General features: G+C 69.8%; 10 protein-coding genes. All 10 read left to right on the forward strand.

What is annotated here, in order from left to right; all coding sequences use genetic code 11:
- Positions 1 to 364 precede the first annotated feature (364 nt).
- On the forward strand, positions 365 to 7,423 hold the full coding sequence (locus VQ065_RS22745) for an amino acid adenylation domain-containing protein (protein WP_003091708.1): 7,059 nt from the start codon (positions 365 to 367) through the stop codon (positions 7,421 to 7,423).
- On the forward strand, positions 7,420 to 8,586 hold the full coding sequence (locus VQ065_RS22750; protein WP_003091709.1) for an FAD-dependent oxidoreductase: 1,167 nt from the start codon (positions 7,420 to 7,422) through the stop codon (positions 8,584 to 8,586). The genes VQ065_RS22745 and VQ065_RS22750 overlap by 4 nt, the downstream gene beginning before the upstream one ends.
- Positions 8,583 to 9,911 carry a condensation domain-containing protein gene (locus tag VQ065_RS22755; RefSeq protein WP_014603946.1) on the forward strand — a complete coding sequence of 443 codons (1,329 nt, stop codon included), beginning with the start codon at positions 8,583 to 8,585 and terminating at the stop codon, positions 9,909 to 9,911. The genes VQ065_RS22750 and VQ065_RS22755 overlap by 4 nt, the downstream gene beginning before the upstream one ends.
- A 1-nt stretch (position 9,912) precedes the next feature.
- On the forward strand, positions 9,913 to 10,827 hold the full coding sequence (locus VQ065_RS22760) for an SDR family NAD(P)-dependent oxidoreductase (protein ID WP_003106196.1): 915 nt from the start codon (positions 9,913 to 9,915) through the stop codon (positions 10,825 to 10,827).
- The gene (locus VQ065_RS22765; protein ID WP_003091710.1) at positions 10,820 to 12,076 is read left to right on the forward strand and encodes a cytochrome P450 family protein; all 1,257 of its coding nucleotides are present in this window, start codon (positions 10,820 to 10,822) and stop codon (positions 12,074 to 12,076) included. Before VQ065_RS22760 ends, VQ065_RS22765 begins: the two co-directional genes overlap by 8 nt.
- A complete protein-coding gene (locus VQ065_RS22770) occupies positions 12,073 to 12,498 on the forward strand; it encodes a nuclear transport factor 2 family protein (protein WP_003091711.1) in 426 nt (141 codons plus the stop codon). Before VQ065_RS22765 ends, VQ065_RS22770 begins: the two co-directional genes overlap by 4 nt.
- A gap of 3 nt (positions 12,499 to 12,501) precedes the next feature.
- Positions 12,502 to 13,494 carry a beta-ketoacyl-ACP synthase III gene (locus VQ065_RS22775; protein WP_003091712.1) on the forward strand — a complete coding sequence of 331 codons (993 nt, stop codon included), beginning with the start codon at positions 12,502 to 12,504 and terminating at the stop codon, positions 13,492 to 13,494.
- Between the two features lie 13 nt (positions 13,495 to 13,507).
- Positions 13,508 to 13,747, forward strand: coding sequence for an acyl carrier protein (locus tag VQ065_RS22780; RefSeq protein WP_003091713.1), 240 nt, complete (start codon positions 13,508 to 13,510; stop codon positions 13,745 to 13,747).
- A 117-nt stretch (positions 13,748 to 13,864) separates the two neighbouring features.
- Complete coding sequence (locus VQ065_RS22785; protein WP_003130295.1) at positions 13,865 to 14,617, forward strand: SAM-dependent methyltransferase; 753 nt, start codon at positions 13,865 to 13,867, stop codon at positions 14,615 to 14,617.
- A gap of 91 nt (positions 14,618 to 14,708) precedes the next feature.
- The gene (locus tag VQ065_RS22790) at positions 14,709 to 15,875 is read left to right on the forward strand and encodes an MFS transporter (RefSeq protein ID WP_014603947.1); all 1,167 of its coding nucleotides are present in this window, start codon (positions 14,709 to 14,711) and stop codon (positions 15,873 to 15,875) included.
- Positions 15,876 to 15,880 lie beyond the last annotated feature (5 nt).

Raw genomic sequence — 15,880 nt, forward strand, 5'->3', positions numbered from 1 at the left:
CATCAGCCAGACACTTTCGAAAGGCTTGCTTCAACTTCGAAAAGACCGGCGAAGGTAATCTCGTGAAGCATAGCCATGCAGGGCGGCGACGCACGTTTCCCGGAACCTAACAGATTTGTAAGTTGCCTCGTAAATACCTACCAGAATTAACAGTTAACAACGCGATTACCCTGCAAGAATTAACAGCTATTTCTTCGAGCCTGCCAAAAGTAATAGTACACCCCGCTCTTGCTTCGGGTGCCGCCGCTTCCCTGCCAACCACGCTGGCTACGGCGCGCTGAACCGTCGACGGGTGGAACCTGTCCGGCGAGGCGTGCGGTGCCCGTGTTCGCCGAATCGATGGATTGTTGAAGAGGACGCAGGGATGGTTCGTTTCGCTCGCTTGCCGCTATCACCCTACCAACGGGACATCTGGGTCGCCGCCGCGCAGTTTCCGGAACTCGACCAGTACACCATCTTCAGCTACGACCGCTTCACCGGCGAGGTCGATACCCAGGCCCTGGAACGGGCGCTGCTGCAGGCGGCGCGAGACACCGAGGCGTTCCGCCTGCGCCTCGGCGAGACGGACGGTACGCCGTACCAGTGGCTGGACGCGGATGCCGAGTTCGAGGCGCGCCACGTCGACCTGCGCGCCGACCGCGACCCCGAGGCCGCCGTGCGATCCTGGCTGCGCGACGCCTTCCGTCACGCCTACCCGCTGGACGGCCGCAGCCTGGTGGACCTGGCCCTGCTGCATAGCGACCAGGCGCTCTACGTCTACGTGCGCACCCACCATATCGTCAGCGACGCCTGGGGCCTGCAGCTATTCCTCAGCCGGGTGCGCGCCGGCTACCTGGGCGAGCTAGGCGAGCCGCAGGCGCAGATGCCGACGGCTTCCCTCCTGGCGCAGCTCGAGACCGACGACTACTCCGGTTCGGAACAGTACCGCGGCGACCGCGCCTATTTCGCCGAGGCCCTGGAGGGCCTGGAGCCGGCCCTCTTCACCCGCAGGCGCCCGGCCGGGCTGCGCCGCACCGCGCGCCACAGGCTGACGCTGGAACGCGCGCTGCTCGACGCGATCCGCGATCGCGGCGAATCGCCCTTCCTGTTCCTCTCCGCCGCCGTGGCGCTGTACCTGGCGCGGATCCACCAGAACGACGACGTGGTCCTCGGCGTACCGGTGCTGAACCGCGCCGACCGCGCGGCCAAGCAAGTGGTCGGGCACTTCGCCAATACCCTGCCGCTACGCATCCGCACCGCGCCGGAACAGACCGTCGACGAATTCCTGGCGCAGTTGCGCGAGGCGACCCGGACGCTGCTGCGCCACCAGAAGATGCCCCTCGGCGACCTGTTGCGCGGCGCCTCGCCACTGTTCGACACCACCCTTTCCTACATGCGCTGGCCCGCCGCCCAGGCGATCCCGAACGCCAGCGTCGAGACCGTGGCGCAGACCCACGCCCATGACCCGGACGCGTTGGCCATCTGGGTCTCCGAGTTCGACGGGCACAGCGACGCGCAGGTGGATTTCGAATACGCCTGCGATGTGTTCGACGCCGACTTCCCCATGGACGCCGCGGCGCGGCATATCGAAACCTTCCTGCGCGCCCTGGTGGAGGGCGGCGAGCGCCGCCTCGGCGAACTCGATCCGCTGTCGGCCGCCGAGCGCGAGGAACTGATCCACACCCGCAACGCCACCGACCAGGCATTCCCCGAGCAGGCTACCCTGCCCACGTTGTTCGCCGAGCAGGTGGCGCGCACCCCGCAACGCACCGCGCTGCTGGAAGCCGACGGCGGCACGCTCAGCTATGCCGAGCTGGACGCCAAGGTCCAGGCCGTGGCCGACGCCTTGCGCGCAGCGGGTGTTAGCGCCGACGAGCGGGTAGCGCTACTGGTCGCCCGCGGTCCCCACCTGCTGCCGGCGATCCTCGGCGTGCAGCGCGCCGGCGGCGCCTATGTGCCGATCAATCCCGACCATCCCCTGGAGCGCGTCCGCCTGCTGCTGGAAGACTGCGGCGCCCGCGTGGTGCTGGTGGACGAGCGCGCAGCGACACTCGGCGAGAGCCTGGGCGAGACGCGCGTGCTGCACCTCGAACGCCTGCCGCAGAGCACCGGCGACCTGCCGGCGGCCAACGTCGCGCCCAGCGACCTGGCCTATGTCATCTATACCTCCGGCTCGACCGGCGTGCCCAAGGGCGTGATGGTCGAACACCGCTCGGTGGTCAACCGCCTGAACTGGATGCAGCGTCGTTATCCGATCGGCGAACGCGACGTGCTTCTGCAAAAGACTCCGGTGACGTTCGACGTATCCGTCTGGGAACTGTTCTGGTGGAGCTTCACCGGCGCCCGCCTGTCGCTGTTGCCGCCCGGCGCCGAGAAGGACCCGCGGGAAATGCTGCGAAGCATCCAGCGCGACGCGGTCACGGTCATCCACTTCGTGCCGTCGATGCTGACGCCGTTCCTCGACCTGCTCGACGGCGACCCGACCGCCCGCACGGCGGCAAGCTCGCTGCGCCTGGTGTTCTGCAGCGGCGAAGCCCTCGCGCCGTTGCAGGTCGCGCGCTTCCGCCGGCTGTTCGGCGACGCCGTGCGACTGGTCAACCTGTACGGACCGACCGAGGCCACCGTCGACGTGTCCGACCATGAATGCGCCAGCGACAACCCCACGCGGGTCCCGATCGGCCGGCCGATCGACAACCTGCGCCTGTACGTCCTCGACCGCGCGCTCAGGCCGCAGCCCCTCGGCGCCGTCGGCGAGCTATATATAGGAGGCGTCGGCGTCGCCCGCGGCTACCTGAACCGGCCGGAGCTGAACGCCGAGCGCTTCCTCGCCGCCCCCTTCGTCGCCGGCGGCCGTCTCTACCGTACCGGCGACCTGGCCCGCTGGCTGGCCGACGGCAACCTCGAATACCTCGGCCGCGCCGACGACCAGGTGAAGATCCGCGGCAACCGGGTCGAACCCGACGAAGTACGCGACCGCCTCGCCGCGCTTCCCGGCGTACGCGACGCCGCGGTCGTGGCACGCGATTCGGCGGTACGCGGCACGCACCTGGTCGGCTACTACGTGGCTGCGGCGGAACTCGACGCCGGTCAATTGCGCGCCGGACTTTCGGCGACGCTGCCGGACTTCATGCTGCCAGCCTTCTTCGTGCGCATCGACAGCCTCCCGCTCAGCGCCAACGGCAAGCTCGACCGCCGGCAACTGCCGGCACCGCCGGAACAGGTGGCGGCGGTTGCGCCGCGCACGGCGACCGAGGCCGAACTGGCGGCGGTGTGGGCCGATGTCCTCGGCGTGGCGGAGGTCGGCGTGCACGACGACTTCTACGCCCTCGGCGGCGACTCGATCCTGATGCTGCGCATCCGCGCCGCCGCACAGCGGCGCGGCCTGGGCTTCGAACTCGCCGACCTGATGCGCAACCCGACGGTGGCGGGTCTTGCCGAGCGCCTGGTGCGTCCGCTCGCGGAGCGAAGCTACCAGCCGTTCGAACTGGTTTCCGAAGTCGACAAGCCGCGCCTGGAAGGGCTGGAGGACGCCTTCCCGACCAGCCGGCTGAGTCTCGGCCTGCTCTTCCATAGCCGCCAGCGCCCCGGCTCGTCGGTCTACCACGACGTGTTCCACTACCGCTTCGACCTGGCCTGGGACGAAGCCGCGTTCCGCCACGCGCTGGACCGGGTGGTCGCCGCCTATCCCGCGCTGCGTTCGTCGTTCGACCTCAGCGGTGCATCCGAACCGCTGCAACTCGTGCATACCCAGGCGCGCAGCGAACCGCTGATCCTGGACCTGCGCGGCAACCCGGAGGCCGGGACGGTGCTCGACGAGCACATCCGCCAACGCCGCTTCCATCGCTATTCGCTGCAACAGCCCGGGCTGTTCCTGTTCGCCGCGTTCGTCCGCGAGGACGGCCTGGACCTGGTGTTCAGCTTCCACCATGCGATCCTCGACGGCTGGAGCGTGGCCAACCTGATCGTCGCGCTGGTCGCCGCCTACCGTGGCGAGCCGCTGCCGAGCCCCGCGCCGGCGCTGGCCTGCCATGTCCGCGAGGAGTTGGCCGCGCTGGCTTCGCCGGCCGCCGTGGGGTACTGGACCGGGCTGCTGGAGGGCGCGAGGATGACCCGCCTCGACGGCTTCGGCGCCCACGAGCCGCAAGCCGCGCAAGGTCCGGCCAGCCATCGCGAAGCGCTGCCGGACGGGCTGCTCGAACGACTCAAGGCCACTGCGGCGCAACGCGGACTGCCGTTGAAGTCGCTGCTGCTCGCCGCCCATTGCCTGACCCTGCATCTGTTCTCCCGCAGCGACAGCGTGGTCACCGGCGCGATCAGCAACGGCCGCCCCGAACTGCCCGACGCCGACCGCATGGTCGGCCTGTTCCTGAATACCGTGCCGGTCCGCTCGGAGATTGCCGGGCATAGCTGGATCGAGGTAGCCGATGCGCTGTTCCGCCAGGAGCGCGACGGACACGCCCACCGCCGCTATCCGCTCAGCGCCATCCAGCAGATCGTCGGCGACGAACTGAGCAGCGCCTTCAACTACGTCAACCTGCATGTCCTCGAACCGCTGTGGCAATTGCGCGACTTCCGCGTCTGGGAAGAAACCAACTTCGCCCTGCTGGTCAACGTGATCGCCACGCCCAGCGACGGCATGTACCTGCGCATCGACAGCGACGGCCGCGGCATCAGCCGCAGCCAGGCCGCGCTGATCGGCGCGACCTTCGTCGAACTCCTGTGGCGCCTCGCCGAGCATCCCGACGAAGCCGCCGACTTCGCCTTCCTCGCCCCTCGCCGCGACGCCGCTTCCCAGCCCGAGCCGCTGGTCGACGTCTTCAGCCTGTTCGAACGCCAGGTCGAGGCGCTGCCAGGCAGCGCCGCGCTGGCCTTCGAGGAGCAACGCTGGACCTATCGCGACCTCGACCATGTGGCGCGCTGCGTGGCCACCCGCCTGGTCCGCGCCGGCGCGCGCCGCGGCGATGCGATCGGAGTGGCGCTGAACCGTTCGCCGGAGATGATCGCGACGATCTGGGGCATCCTGCGCGCCGGCCTGGTCTGCGTGCCGCTGGACGTCAGCTATCCCGCGCAGCGCCTGACGCTGATCCTGGAGACCGCACAGCCGTTCCGGGTGGTCGCGCATCCCGAGCACGCCCATGTCGCCGCGGCGGAACGGGTGCTGCCGGTAGAGGAACTGGTCGCCGACATCGAGCCCGAGACCTTCGCCGCGCCGCAGCTCGACGAGCTGGCCATGCTGCTGTTCACCTCCGGTTCCACCGGGCGGCCGAAGGGCGTCGAGCTTAGCCACCGGATGTGGGCCAACTACACCCAGTGGCAATTGCGCGTCGCCAGCGGCGTACCGGGGCTGCGCACCCTGCAGTTCGCGCCGCTGAGCTTCGACATGGCCTTCCAGGAGATCTTCTCCACGCTGTGCGGCGGCGGCGAACTGCAACTCATCTCCAACCGCGAGCGGATGGACCCCTCCGCGCTGCTGCATGTCCTCGAACGCCGCCAGGTCCAGCGCGTGCTGTTGCCCTTCGTCGCCCTGCAACGCCTCGCCGAGGCCTCCAACGCGCTGGGCGTGCGCCCCGGCGCCCTGCGCGTGGTGGTGTCCTCCGGCGAGCAGTTGCGCATCACCGAAGACGTCCGCGCGTTCTGCGCGGCGATGCCCGGGCTGCTGCTGGAGAACCAGTACGGTCCCACCGAAACGCACCAGGTCACCTACCACTCGCTGAGCGGCGACCCGGCGCACTACCCGGACCTGCCGCCGATCGGCCGGCCGCTGGACGGGGTCGAGGTGCAGGTGCTCGACGCCGCGCTGCGCCCGGTACCGGTCGGCGTTACCGGCGAGCTGTACTTCGGCGGCGACTGCCTCGCGCGCGGCTACCACCGCGCCCCCGAACTCACCGCCGAGCGCTTCGTCGAACATCCCTGGCGCCCCGGCGCCAGGCTCTACCGCACCGGCGACCTCGGTCGCATCCTCGGCAACGGCGAGATCGTCTGGCTCGGCCGCGCCGATACCCAGGTCAAGGTCCGCGGCTTCCGCATCGAGCCGGCCGAGGTCGAGCTGGCGATCATGCGCCAGGCCGAGCGCCAGCCGGGCCTGCGCGGCGCGGCGGTGGTGGCTCGCGAGCGCCAGGGCAACGATGCATTCCTCGCTGCCTTCCTGCTCGGCGAGCCCGAGGCGGTGGATCTCGCCGAACTGAAGCAAGCGCTGCGCAGCGAACTGCCGGAACACATGGTGCCGGCGCACTTCGCCTGGGTCGACGGCTTCGCCCTCACTCCCAGCGGCAAGCGCGACGACGCCGCCCTGCGCGCGCTGCCGCTGGAGCACGGGTCGAACATCGAGTACCTGGCCCCGCGCGACGACTACGAGCGCACCCTGGCCGGACTCCTCGGCGAGTTGCTGGATCGTCCCCGGGTAGGCATCCGCGACAGCTTCTTCGACCTCGGCGGCACCTCGCTCAGCGCGATGCGCTTCATGCTGCTGATCGAGAAGCGCTATGGCGTCGACCTCCCGATGGCCGCGCTGATCGAGACGCCGACCGTGGAGGGCCTGGCCGAACGCCTGCGGGAACGCTCGGCGGTGCGCGCCTTCGACCCGCTGGTACCGATCCGTGCCGGCGGCAGCCGCCCGCCGCTGTTCCTCGTCCACCCGCTCGGCGGCCACGTACTCTGCTACCTGCCGCTGGTCCGCGCACTGCCGCCGGACCAGCCGGTATATGCCCTGCAGGCGGCCGGCACCGGCCAGGGCAGTACGCCGCTGGCGGTCCTCGAGGACATCGCCGCCAGTTACCTCGCGGCGATCCGCCGTGTGCAGCCGGAAGGCCCCTATTACCTCGGCGGCTGGTCGTTCGGCGGCTTCGTCGCCTACGAGATGGCCCGGCAACTGCGCGCGCTCGACCCGCAGGCAGTCGCCCAACTGATCGTGCTCGACTCCATCACCGTCGACCGCAACCACGCCGGCAGCGCCAGCGACGAAGCCCTGCTGCTGTTCTTCTACTGGGAACTGGTCTGGTTCGAGCGCAGCGACGAGGAAGTCGAGCCGCTGCCTGAAGGCGCGAGCCTGGAGCAGAAACTCGACCACATCGTCGAACGCGCCATCGAGGCCGGCGTACTTCCCGCCGGCACCCCGCGCGCCACCGTGCAGCGGCTCTACGAGCTGTTCCGGGCGAGCTGGCAGGCACTCATCGGCTATCGCCCGGAAGTCAGCGACCAGGACATGACCCTGCTGCGCGCGGACGGCCCGCTGCCGCTGGCGCTGAAGCCGATGCACGACGCCGCCGGCACCCACTACGGCGACCCGAAGAACGGCTGGCAGCACTGGACCAGCGGCCGCCTCGATGTGATCGACGTACCCGGCGACCACCTGGTGCTGATGAAAGAACCCTATGTCGAGACGGTCGCGGCAGAGATCGCCGCGTTGCTCGAACCCTCCACCTCCAGCGAACGGACCCGCCCATGAGCAGACACCCCCTGAAGATCGTCATCGCCGGCGCCGGCATCGGCGGGCTCGCCGCGGCCGCCTGCCTGAAGGCCGCCGGCTTCGAGGTCGAACTCTACGAGCGGGCCAGGGAGCTGCGCGCGGTCGGCTCGGCGCTGTCGCTGATGCCCAACGCGCTGACCGCCCTGGAGAGGGTCGGCGTGCGCCCTGACCTTACCCGCGCCCAGGCCTTCGACTCGCTACGGTTCCTCACCCGGCGCGGGCGACCGATCCGCGCCATCGACTTCGGCGGCCTGGCCCGCCAGCTCGGCCAGCCGAGCCTGGCGATCCACCGCGCGAGCCTGCAGCAGGCGCTGCTGGAACAGGCCCGCGACTGCCGCATCGAACTGGGCGTGAGCGCCACCGGCTACCTGCGCCACGCCGACGGCGAAGGCGTCACCGTGCTCTGCAGCGACGGCCGCGAAGTGCACGCCGACGTGCTGATCGGCGCCGACGGCTTCAACTCGGCGATCCGCGCCACCATGACCGGCCCGGAGCGTCCCACCGACTGGCACTACGTGATCTGGCGCGCCACGCCGGCGTTCCGCCATCCGAAGGTGACGCCGGGCTACGTCGCCCATTACTGGGGCCGTGGGCAGCGCTTCGGTCTCGCCGACATCGGCGAAGGCAACGTCTATTGGTGGGGCACCCGCAACATGCCGGCCGAACAGGCGAAGGACTGGCGCGGCGGCAAGGCGGGCATCCAGCGCCTCTACGCCGGCTGGGCCGACGAAGTGCAGGCGGTCATCGAGGCGACCCCGGAGGCCGACATCAGCAGCCTGCCGGCCCAGGACCGACCGTTCCTGGAGCGCTGGGGCGACGGCCCGGTGACCCTGCTCGGCGATGCCGCGCATCCGATGCTGACCAGCCTCGGCCAGGGCGCCGCCATCGCCATCGAAGACGCCGCGGTGCTGGCCCACTGCCTGGCCACCATCGACGACCCGCAAGCCGCCCTGCGCGCCTACGAGAACCGCCGTCGCGACCGCGCCAGGGCGATGGTCGAGACCTCGCGGGCGCTGAGCCGCATCGAGCAGTTGGAGCATCCGCTGCGCACCGTCGCCCGCGATCTCTACTTCCGCTTCGCTCCGGAGCGAACCTTCGCCCGGCAGAACGAACTGGCACTGACCTTCCCAGGAGTCGAATGATGGCCGAGATACGACGCCCGCTGTCCGCGGTGGAACGCTGGTACTGGCTCAGCGACCAGTTCTCCGCGCTAAACGTGATTTCCCGGGTGCGGGTCCATGGCCAGTTGTCCATCGACGACCTGCGCCGCGGCCTCGACGCGCTGCAGGCGCGGCATCCGCTGCTGCGCGCGCGGATCGAGCACGATGCCGGGCTCGACCCGCGCTGGGTGCCCTGCGAGCGGCCCATCCCGCTGCGCGAGGTGCGCGGTGGTGGCGAGGAGCAATGGCTGCGGGAAATCAACGAGCGCGAATTGCCGGAACGCATCGATCCGGACAGCGGGCCACTGATCCGTACCGTGGCGATCACCACCGACGCCGGTGCCCACGACCTGCTGGTCGTGGTACCGCACATCATCGCCGACGGCACTACCGTGCTGACCCTCGCCGAACAATGGCTGACCCTGGCCGCCGACCCCGCCGCGCAACCCTGGACCGCCAGCGCCCTGCCGCCGGCGGAGGATCTGCGTCCGCGCCGCTTCACCGGCGACGAAGGCGCGGCGCGCCTGGCCGAGCAGACCGCCCGGGACGAAGCGCTGGTCGGCCGCCACCGCCCGGGCCGGATCGAGCCGAGCAACCCGGTGCCGCTGGAAGCGCGGCGTACCCGCCTGCTGCACCGGGAGCTGGACGGCGCGCAGCTGGAACAGCTGCAACGACGCGCCCGCGAACACGGCACCACGGTACACGGCGCGCTGACCGCGGCGCTGGCCATCGCCGCCGGCCACGACCACCAGCGCCGCCCGAGCCACATCGCCATCGGCTCGCCGATCGACTTCCGCGACGAACTGGAGCCGCCGGTGCGCCCCGACGAAGTAGGCACCTACGTCGCCACGGTACCGGTGGTGCTGGACATCGCCCGACCGTTCTGGGAGGTCGCCCGCGCGCTCACCGACGACCTCGGCGAACGCCGTCGCCAGGGCCATCATTTCAACCTGGTCACCCTGGTCGCCAGCGCTGCGCCGCGCTGCATGGCCGACGCGCGGCCATTCATGGCCTTCATGGAAGCCGAAGGGCCGATCAACCTGTGCTCCTCCAACATCGGTCGCTATCCGTTCCCCGAGCGGATCGGCGCCTTGCGCCTCTCCGACGCGCAGTTCCTCACCGGCATCTCGGTGAACGGCTACTTCGTGGCCGCCATCAACTCCAGCCATGGCCGGCTGTTCTGGAACTTCACCTATATCGACGAAGCGGTCCCCGGCGAACGCGCCGAACGCCTGGCCGAAGATTGCCTGGGCACCCTGCTGTCGGCGATCCACGCCCCCCAACGATCCGCCCTCGAGGAGCAATGACATGTTATTCACCAGCAAACCTCTCTCGCCCCAGGGCCGCCACGTACTGATCACCGGCGCCTCCAGCGGCCTCGGCCGGGAAACCGCGCTGCACCTGGCCGAACAGGGTTTCCAGGTGATCGCCGGGGTGCGCCGCCAGGAGGATGGCGAGCGCCTGGCGAACGCCTGCCCGTCCGGCCGGATCAGCACGCTGCTGATCGATGTCACCGACGAGGAATCCATTGGCCGGGCCGCCGCGCAGGTGGCGGAGAAAGTCGGCGATACCGGGCTCTGGGGCCTGGTGAACAACGCCGGGATCTGCATTTCCGCGCCGCTGGAATGCGTCTCCAGCGACCTGCTGCGGCGCCAGCTGGAAGTCAACCTGATCGGCCAGCTCGCGGTGACCCGGGCAATCCTGCCGCTGCTGCGCCGTGGCGGCGCGGCGCGCCTGGTGAACGTCACCTCGGGCCTCGGCTCGGTCGCCATTCCCTACCTGGGCGCCTACTCCGCCGCGCAGTTCGCCAAGGAGGGAGTGAGCGACGCCCTGCGCCGCGAGCTGGCGCCCATGGGCATCCAGGTCTCGGTGGTCAGCCCCGGGGCGATCTGGACGCCGATCTGGGGCAAGATCGCCAGCGAGGGCGAGCGCGCCCTGGCCGACGCCCCCGACGCCGTCGCCGACCTCTATCGCGATACCTACCTGCGCTTCCTCCAGGCCAACGAGGACGGCGCGCGCAACAGCGCGACCAAGCCCGCCGACGTCGCCGCCGCGGTGCATGCCGCGCTCACCGCGGCCAAGCCGCGGACCCGCTACCGGGTCGGCGCCGACGTGCGCCGCGGCACCCTGCTGGCGCGGCTGCTGCCCGATAGCGTGATCGACGGGATGTTCCGCCCCATCGTCACCGCCGCCCCGGCGGCGAAGGAGGAGCAACGTGCCTGATCGCAAACTGAGACTGGGCGAGGAACTGATCTCGCCACTGCACGCGCTCTACGACGGCCTGCAGGTGGACGGCGCGCCGCGTCCCGCGCATCGCGCCGCCGAGCATCCGGTGTGGGTGGTGACGCGCTACCGCGACGCGCGCAAGGTCCTCAACCATCCGGGCGTCCGCCGCGACGCCCGGCAGGCCGCCGAACTCTACGCGAAGCGTACCGGCAGCCCGCGCGCGGGGATCGGCGAGGGACTCAGCCACCACATGCTCAACCTCGACCCGCCGGACCATACCCGCCTGCGCTCGCTGGTTGGCCGCGCGTTCACCCCGCGCCAGGTGGAGCGCCTGCAACCGCATATAGAACGGATCACCGAGGAATTGCTGGACGCCATGGCCGGCCGCGAACAGGCCGACCTGATGGCCGACTTCGCGATCCCGCTGACCATCGCAGTGATCTTCGAGCTGCTGGGCATTCCCGAGGCCGAGCGCGAACACGCCCGCCAGTCCTGGGAGCGCCAGGCGGAACTGCTGTCGCCGGAGGAGGCCCAGGCCCTGGCCGATGCGCAGGTCGACTACCTGCGCGTGCTGCTCGAGGCCAAGCGCCGGCAGCCGGCCGACGACGTCTACAGCGGGCTGGTGCAGGCCGCCGACGAGAGCGGCCAGTTGAGCGAAGCGGAACTCGTCTCCATGGCCCACCTGCTGATGATGAGCGGCTTCGAGACCACCATGAACATGATCGGCAACGCGCTGGTCACCCTGCTGGTCAACCCGGAGCAACTGGCGTTGCTGCGGGCGCAGCCGGAACTCCTGCCCAACGCCATGGAAGAACTGGTCCGCCACGACAGTCCGGTGCGCGCCTCGATGTTGCGCTTCACCGTGGAAGACGTGGAACTGGACGGGGTCACCATTCCCGCCGGCGAATACATCCTGGTCTCCAACCTGACCGCCAACCACGATGCCGAGCGCTTCGACGATCCCGACCGCCTCGACCTCACCCGCAACACCGATGGCCATCTCGGCTACGGCTTCGGCGTGCACTACTGCGTCGGCGCCTCGCTGGCCCGGCTGGAGGGGCGGATCGCCATCCAGCGCCTGCTCGCGCGCTTCCCCGACCTCCAGTTGGCGGTGCCCCACGCGGAGCTGCAGTGGCTGCCGATCACCTTCCTCCGCGCCCTGATCAGCGTGCCGGTGCGCACCGGATGCAGCGCCCCGGCGAACACCGCCTCCCACGCCAACCCGATCGAGAGGATCGCCCAATGAATGCCAAGGAAATTCTCGTCCACAGCCTGCGCCTCCTGGAAAACGGCGATGCCCGTGGCTGGTGCGACCTGTTCCATCCGGAAGGCGTACTCGAATTCCCCTACGCCCCACCGGGCTGGAAGACCCGCTTCGAGGGCCGCGAAACCATCTGGGCGCACATGCGCCTGTTTCCCGAGCACCTGACCGTGCGCTTCACCGACGTGCAGTTCTACGAGACCGCCGACCCCGACCTGGCCATCGGCGAATTCCATGGCGACGGCGTGGCCACCGTTTCCGGCGGCAAGCTGGCGCAGGACTACATCTCGGTGCTACGCACCCGCGACGGACAGATCCTGCTCTACCGCGACTTCTGGAATCCGCTGCGGCACCTCGAGGCCCTGGGCGGGGTCGAGGCCGCCGCCAAGATCGTCCAGGGAGCCTGAGCCATGCCGCGCGCCGCCGTGGTCTGCGGCCTGGGCAGCTACCTGCCCGAGGCCGTGCTCAGCAACGACATGCTCGCCGCCGAGCTGGACACTTCCGACGCCTGGATCAGCAGCCGCACCGGCGTGCGCCAGCGGCATATCGCCGGCGACCTCGGCAGCGGCGACCTGGCCCTGCGGGCGGCCTCCGCCGCGCTCGCCTCGGCGGGGCTGGAGCGAGTCGATGCGGTGGTGCTGGCAACCAGCACCGGCGACTTCTGCTGCCCGGCCACCGCGCCCAGGGTCGCGGCGCGCCTGGGGTTGGTCGGCGCGCTCGCGTTCGACCTGTCCGCCGCCTGCACCGGCTTCGTCTACGGCCTGGCCAGCGTCGGCTCGCTGATCAGCGCCGGGCTGGCGGACAGCGCTCTGCTGGTCGGGGTGGACACTTTCAGCCATACCCTCGACCCCGCCGATCGCTCGACCCGCGCACTGTTCGGCGACGGCGCCGGAGCGGTGGTGCTGCGTGCCGGCGATGCCGAGGAAGAAGGCGCGCTGCTGGCCTTCGACCTCGGCAGCGACGGCCACCAGTTCGACCTGCTGATGACCCCCGCCGTCAGTCGCGCCGAACGCAGTTCCGGACAGGCCTCCAACTACTTCCGGATGGACGGCAAGGCAGTGTTCGGCCAGGCGGTGACGCAGATGAGCGACTCGGTGCGGCGGGTGCTCGACCGGGTCGGCTGGCAAGCTTCGGACCTCCATCACCTGGTCCCGCACCAGGCCAACACACGCATCCTCGCGGCGGTCGCCGACCAGCTCGACCTTCCCGTCGAGCGAGTGGTGAGCAACATCGCCGAGGTGGGCAACACCGTCGCCGCCTCGATTCCCCTGGCCCTGGCCCACGGCCTGCGCCAAGGCATCCTGCGCGACGGCGGCAACATGGTCCTCACCGGTTTCGGTGCCGGACTGACCTGGGGTTCGGTCGCCCTGCGCTGGCCGAAGATCGTTCCGACAATGGACTGAAGAGGGAAGAACAATGCCCAACGACATGGAAGACCATCTCCTCACCGTGCTCAGCGTCGCCAGCGGCGTGCCGAAGGAGGAAATCAGCCGGGACAGCAGGATGGAAGACCTGGCTTTCGATTCGCTGGTGGTCAGCGAGCTGTCGCTGAAGTTGCGCAAGGAGTTCGGCGTCACCGGGATCGACGACGAACTCGACCTGCTGGAAACGGTGGACGAACTGTTCCAACTGGTCGAGAAACACCGCGCCGCCTGAGGCCAGCGAACGCCGGCGTTCCGTCGCTTCTCTGCCAGGCGAAGGCGGTGCCGGGACACGGGAACGCGCATCGCCTTCGATCAACCAACACCAGAGCGAGATTCGCTGGAGGAAGAGGTGAGTCAGAACATGGATCTCACGATCGGGACGCATCGGGAGTCGGCTTTCTACGAGCTGGAGTTCGGACCGAGGACGATAATGACCCTGGCCAACTTTCCGGACGACGTGCTGCCGTTGTTGCAAATGGAAAGCCTGATGACCTTCGAGGCGATGGCTTACCTGCGCTGCGACGCACTGGTCGAGCTAGGCTGCTACGACGGCCGGGCGCTGGAAATCGCGCGCCTGCTCAATGCCCGCTATCTCGGCGTCGACCTCGACCAGCGGGCGATCGAGACGCTGCGCACGCGGATCGAGCGCGAGGGCATGAGCGATCGCGCGGACACGGTGGTCGACGACATCCTCAACCACACCAGGCGCGGTGCCTCGGTCGGCTCGCGCGCACTCTACCTGCTGCCGTTCAACCTGCTGGGCAACTTCCGCGAGCCGAAACGGCTGCTCGACTCCCTCGCCGAGCGCAGCGTGGCGGCGGTGGTTTCGGTGTTCGGCGACAGCGCCGAGGCCACCCGCGTCCGCCAGAGCTACTACCGCCGTTGCGGGGTGCAGGGCCTGGAGCTGCACGCGCGGGACGACGGCACCGTGTTCACCGGCAGCGACGGCTTCTACTCGCGCTCGTATTCGCGCGCCTGCCTCCACGCCCTGCTCGCCGAGTGCGGGCTGACCGTGGTGCGCAGCGCTTCGAACCTGTTCGCCCACTGCGTGACGGTGCTGCCCGAAGGCGCCGACCAGGGCTTCGGTTCGTCGGCGGCATGAATCGCCGTCGTGCATTCATCGCGCGGCCACGGCACGGGCAGCTCGCCGTGGCTCGCTTCATCGTCGTCTGAACCGCTCGGGAGCTGGAAACATGCCTTTGATTGTCTACGTGCTCGGTGCCGCGATCTTCGCCCTGACCACCAGCGAATACATGGTCGCCGGGCTGATGCCGGCGCTGGCCGCCGAATTCGGCGTGTCCTTCGCCGCGATCGGCTACCTGGTCACCTTCTACGCCGGCGCGATGGCCGTCGGCGGCCCGTTGTTGACCACCGCCCTGCTCCGGGTGCCGCGCAAGAACGCCCTGCTCGGCCTGATCGCGCTGTTCGTGGTCGGCCAGGTCATCGGCGCCCTGGCGCCGGGCTATGCGGTGATGGTCGCGGCGCGACTGGTCACCGCGGTCGCCGCCGCGGCCTTCTTCGGCGTGGCGCTGACCGCCTGCGCCGAACTGGTCGAAGGCAACCAGTTCGGCCGCGCGTCGTCGCTGGTGCTCGGTGGCCTGATGGTCGGCACCGTGCTCGGCCTGCCCGTCGCCACCTGGCTGGGCGAATGGTACGGCTGGCGCGCGAGCTTCTTCGCGGTGGCGCTGGTGGCGGTGCTGGTCGGCCTGCTGGTGTTGCAGCTGATGCCGGCGATCCCGGGGTCGGCGGGCAGCGGTTCGCTGCGCGAGGAACTGAAGGTGTTCAGGAACGCCCATCTATGGTGGGTCTACGCCACCAGCCTGCTGCTGATCGGCGCCACCTTCGCCGGCTTCACCTATTTCGTGCCGATCCTCACCGAGGTCAGCGGCTTCTCCGCCTCGACCGTACCGCTGCTGCTGGTGGTCTACGGCCTGGCGACGCTGGTGGGCAACAACATCGTCGGCCGCCTGGCCGACCGCCATACCATCGCGGTCCTGGCCTTCGGCCTGCTGGCGGCCATCGCCGCGATGGTGGCCTTCGCCCTGTTCGGACAGGTTCCGGCGGTGGCGGTGGCGGCGCTGGTGGTGATCGGCCTGACCGGGGTGTCGATGAACCCAGCGCTGGTGACCCGCGGCGCACGGGTCGGCCATAACAACATGCTGGTCAACTCGGTGCACACCGCCTGCATCATGCTCGGCGTGATGGCCGGTTCCTGGATCGGCGGCCTGGGCATCGCCGGCGGATTCGGCCTGCAGGGCGCGCTCTGGGTCGGCGCGGCCCTCGGGGTGCTGGCGCTGCTGACCCTGCTGCCGGAGCTGCGCTTCGCCCGCACCCCGGTAGGCGGGGCGCTGGGCCGCTGAGCAGG

The organism is Pseudomonas sp. KBN10P06128 (assembly GCF_037574945.1).
Classification (GTDB): Bacteria; Pseudomonadota; Gammaproteobacteria; order Pseudomonadales; family Pseudomonadaceae; genus Pseudomonas; species Pseudomonas aeruginosa.

Coding starts and splice junctions, on each gene's coding strand:
- VQ065_RS22745 (WP_003091708.1), top strand. CDS start 365: ATGGTTCGTTTCGCTCGCTTGCCGCTATCACCCTACCAACGGGACATC.
- VQ065_RS22750 (WP_003091709.1), top strand. CDS start 7,420: ATGAGCAGACACCCCCTGAAGATCGTCATCGCCGGCGCCGGCATCGGC.
- VQ065_RS22755 (WP_014603946.1), top strand. CDS start 8,583: ATGATGGCCGAGATACGACGCCCGCTGTCCGCGGTGGAACGCTGGTAC.
- VQ065_RS22760 (WP_003106196.1), top strand. CDS start 9,913: ATGTTATTCACCAGCAAACCTCTCTCGCCCCAGGGCCGCCACGTACTG.
- VQ065_RS22770 (WP_003091711.1), top strand. CDS start 12,073: ATGAATGCCAAGGAAATTCTCGTCCACAGCCTGCGCCTCCTGGAAAAC.
- VQ065_RS22775 (WP_003091712.1), top strand. CDS start 12,502: ATGCCGCGCGCCGCCGTGGTCTGCGGCCTGGGCAGCTACCTGCCCGAG.
- VQ065_RS22780 (WP_003091713.1), top strand. CDS start 13,508: ATGCCCAACGACATGGAAGACCATCTCCTCACCGTGCTCAGCGTCGCC.
- VQ065_RS22790 (WP_014603947.1), top strand. CDS start 14,709: ATGCCTTTGATTGTCTACGTGCTCGGTGCCGCGATCTTCGCCCTGACC.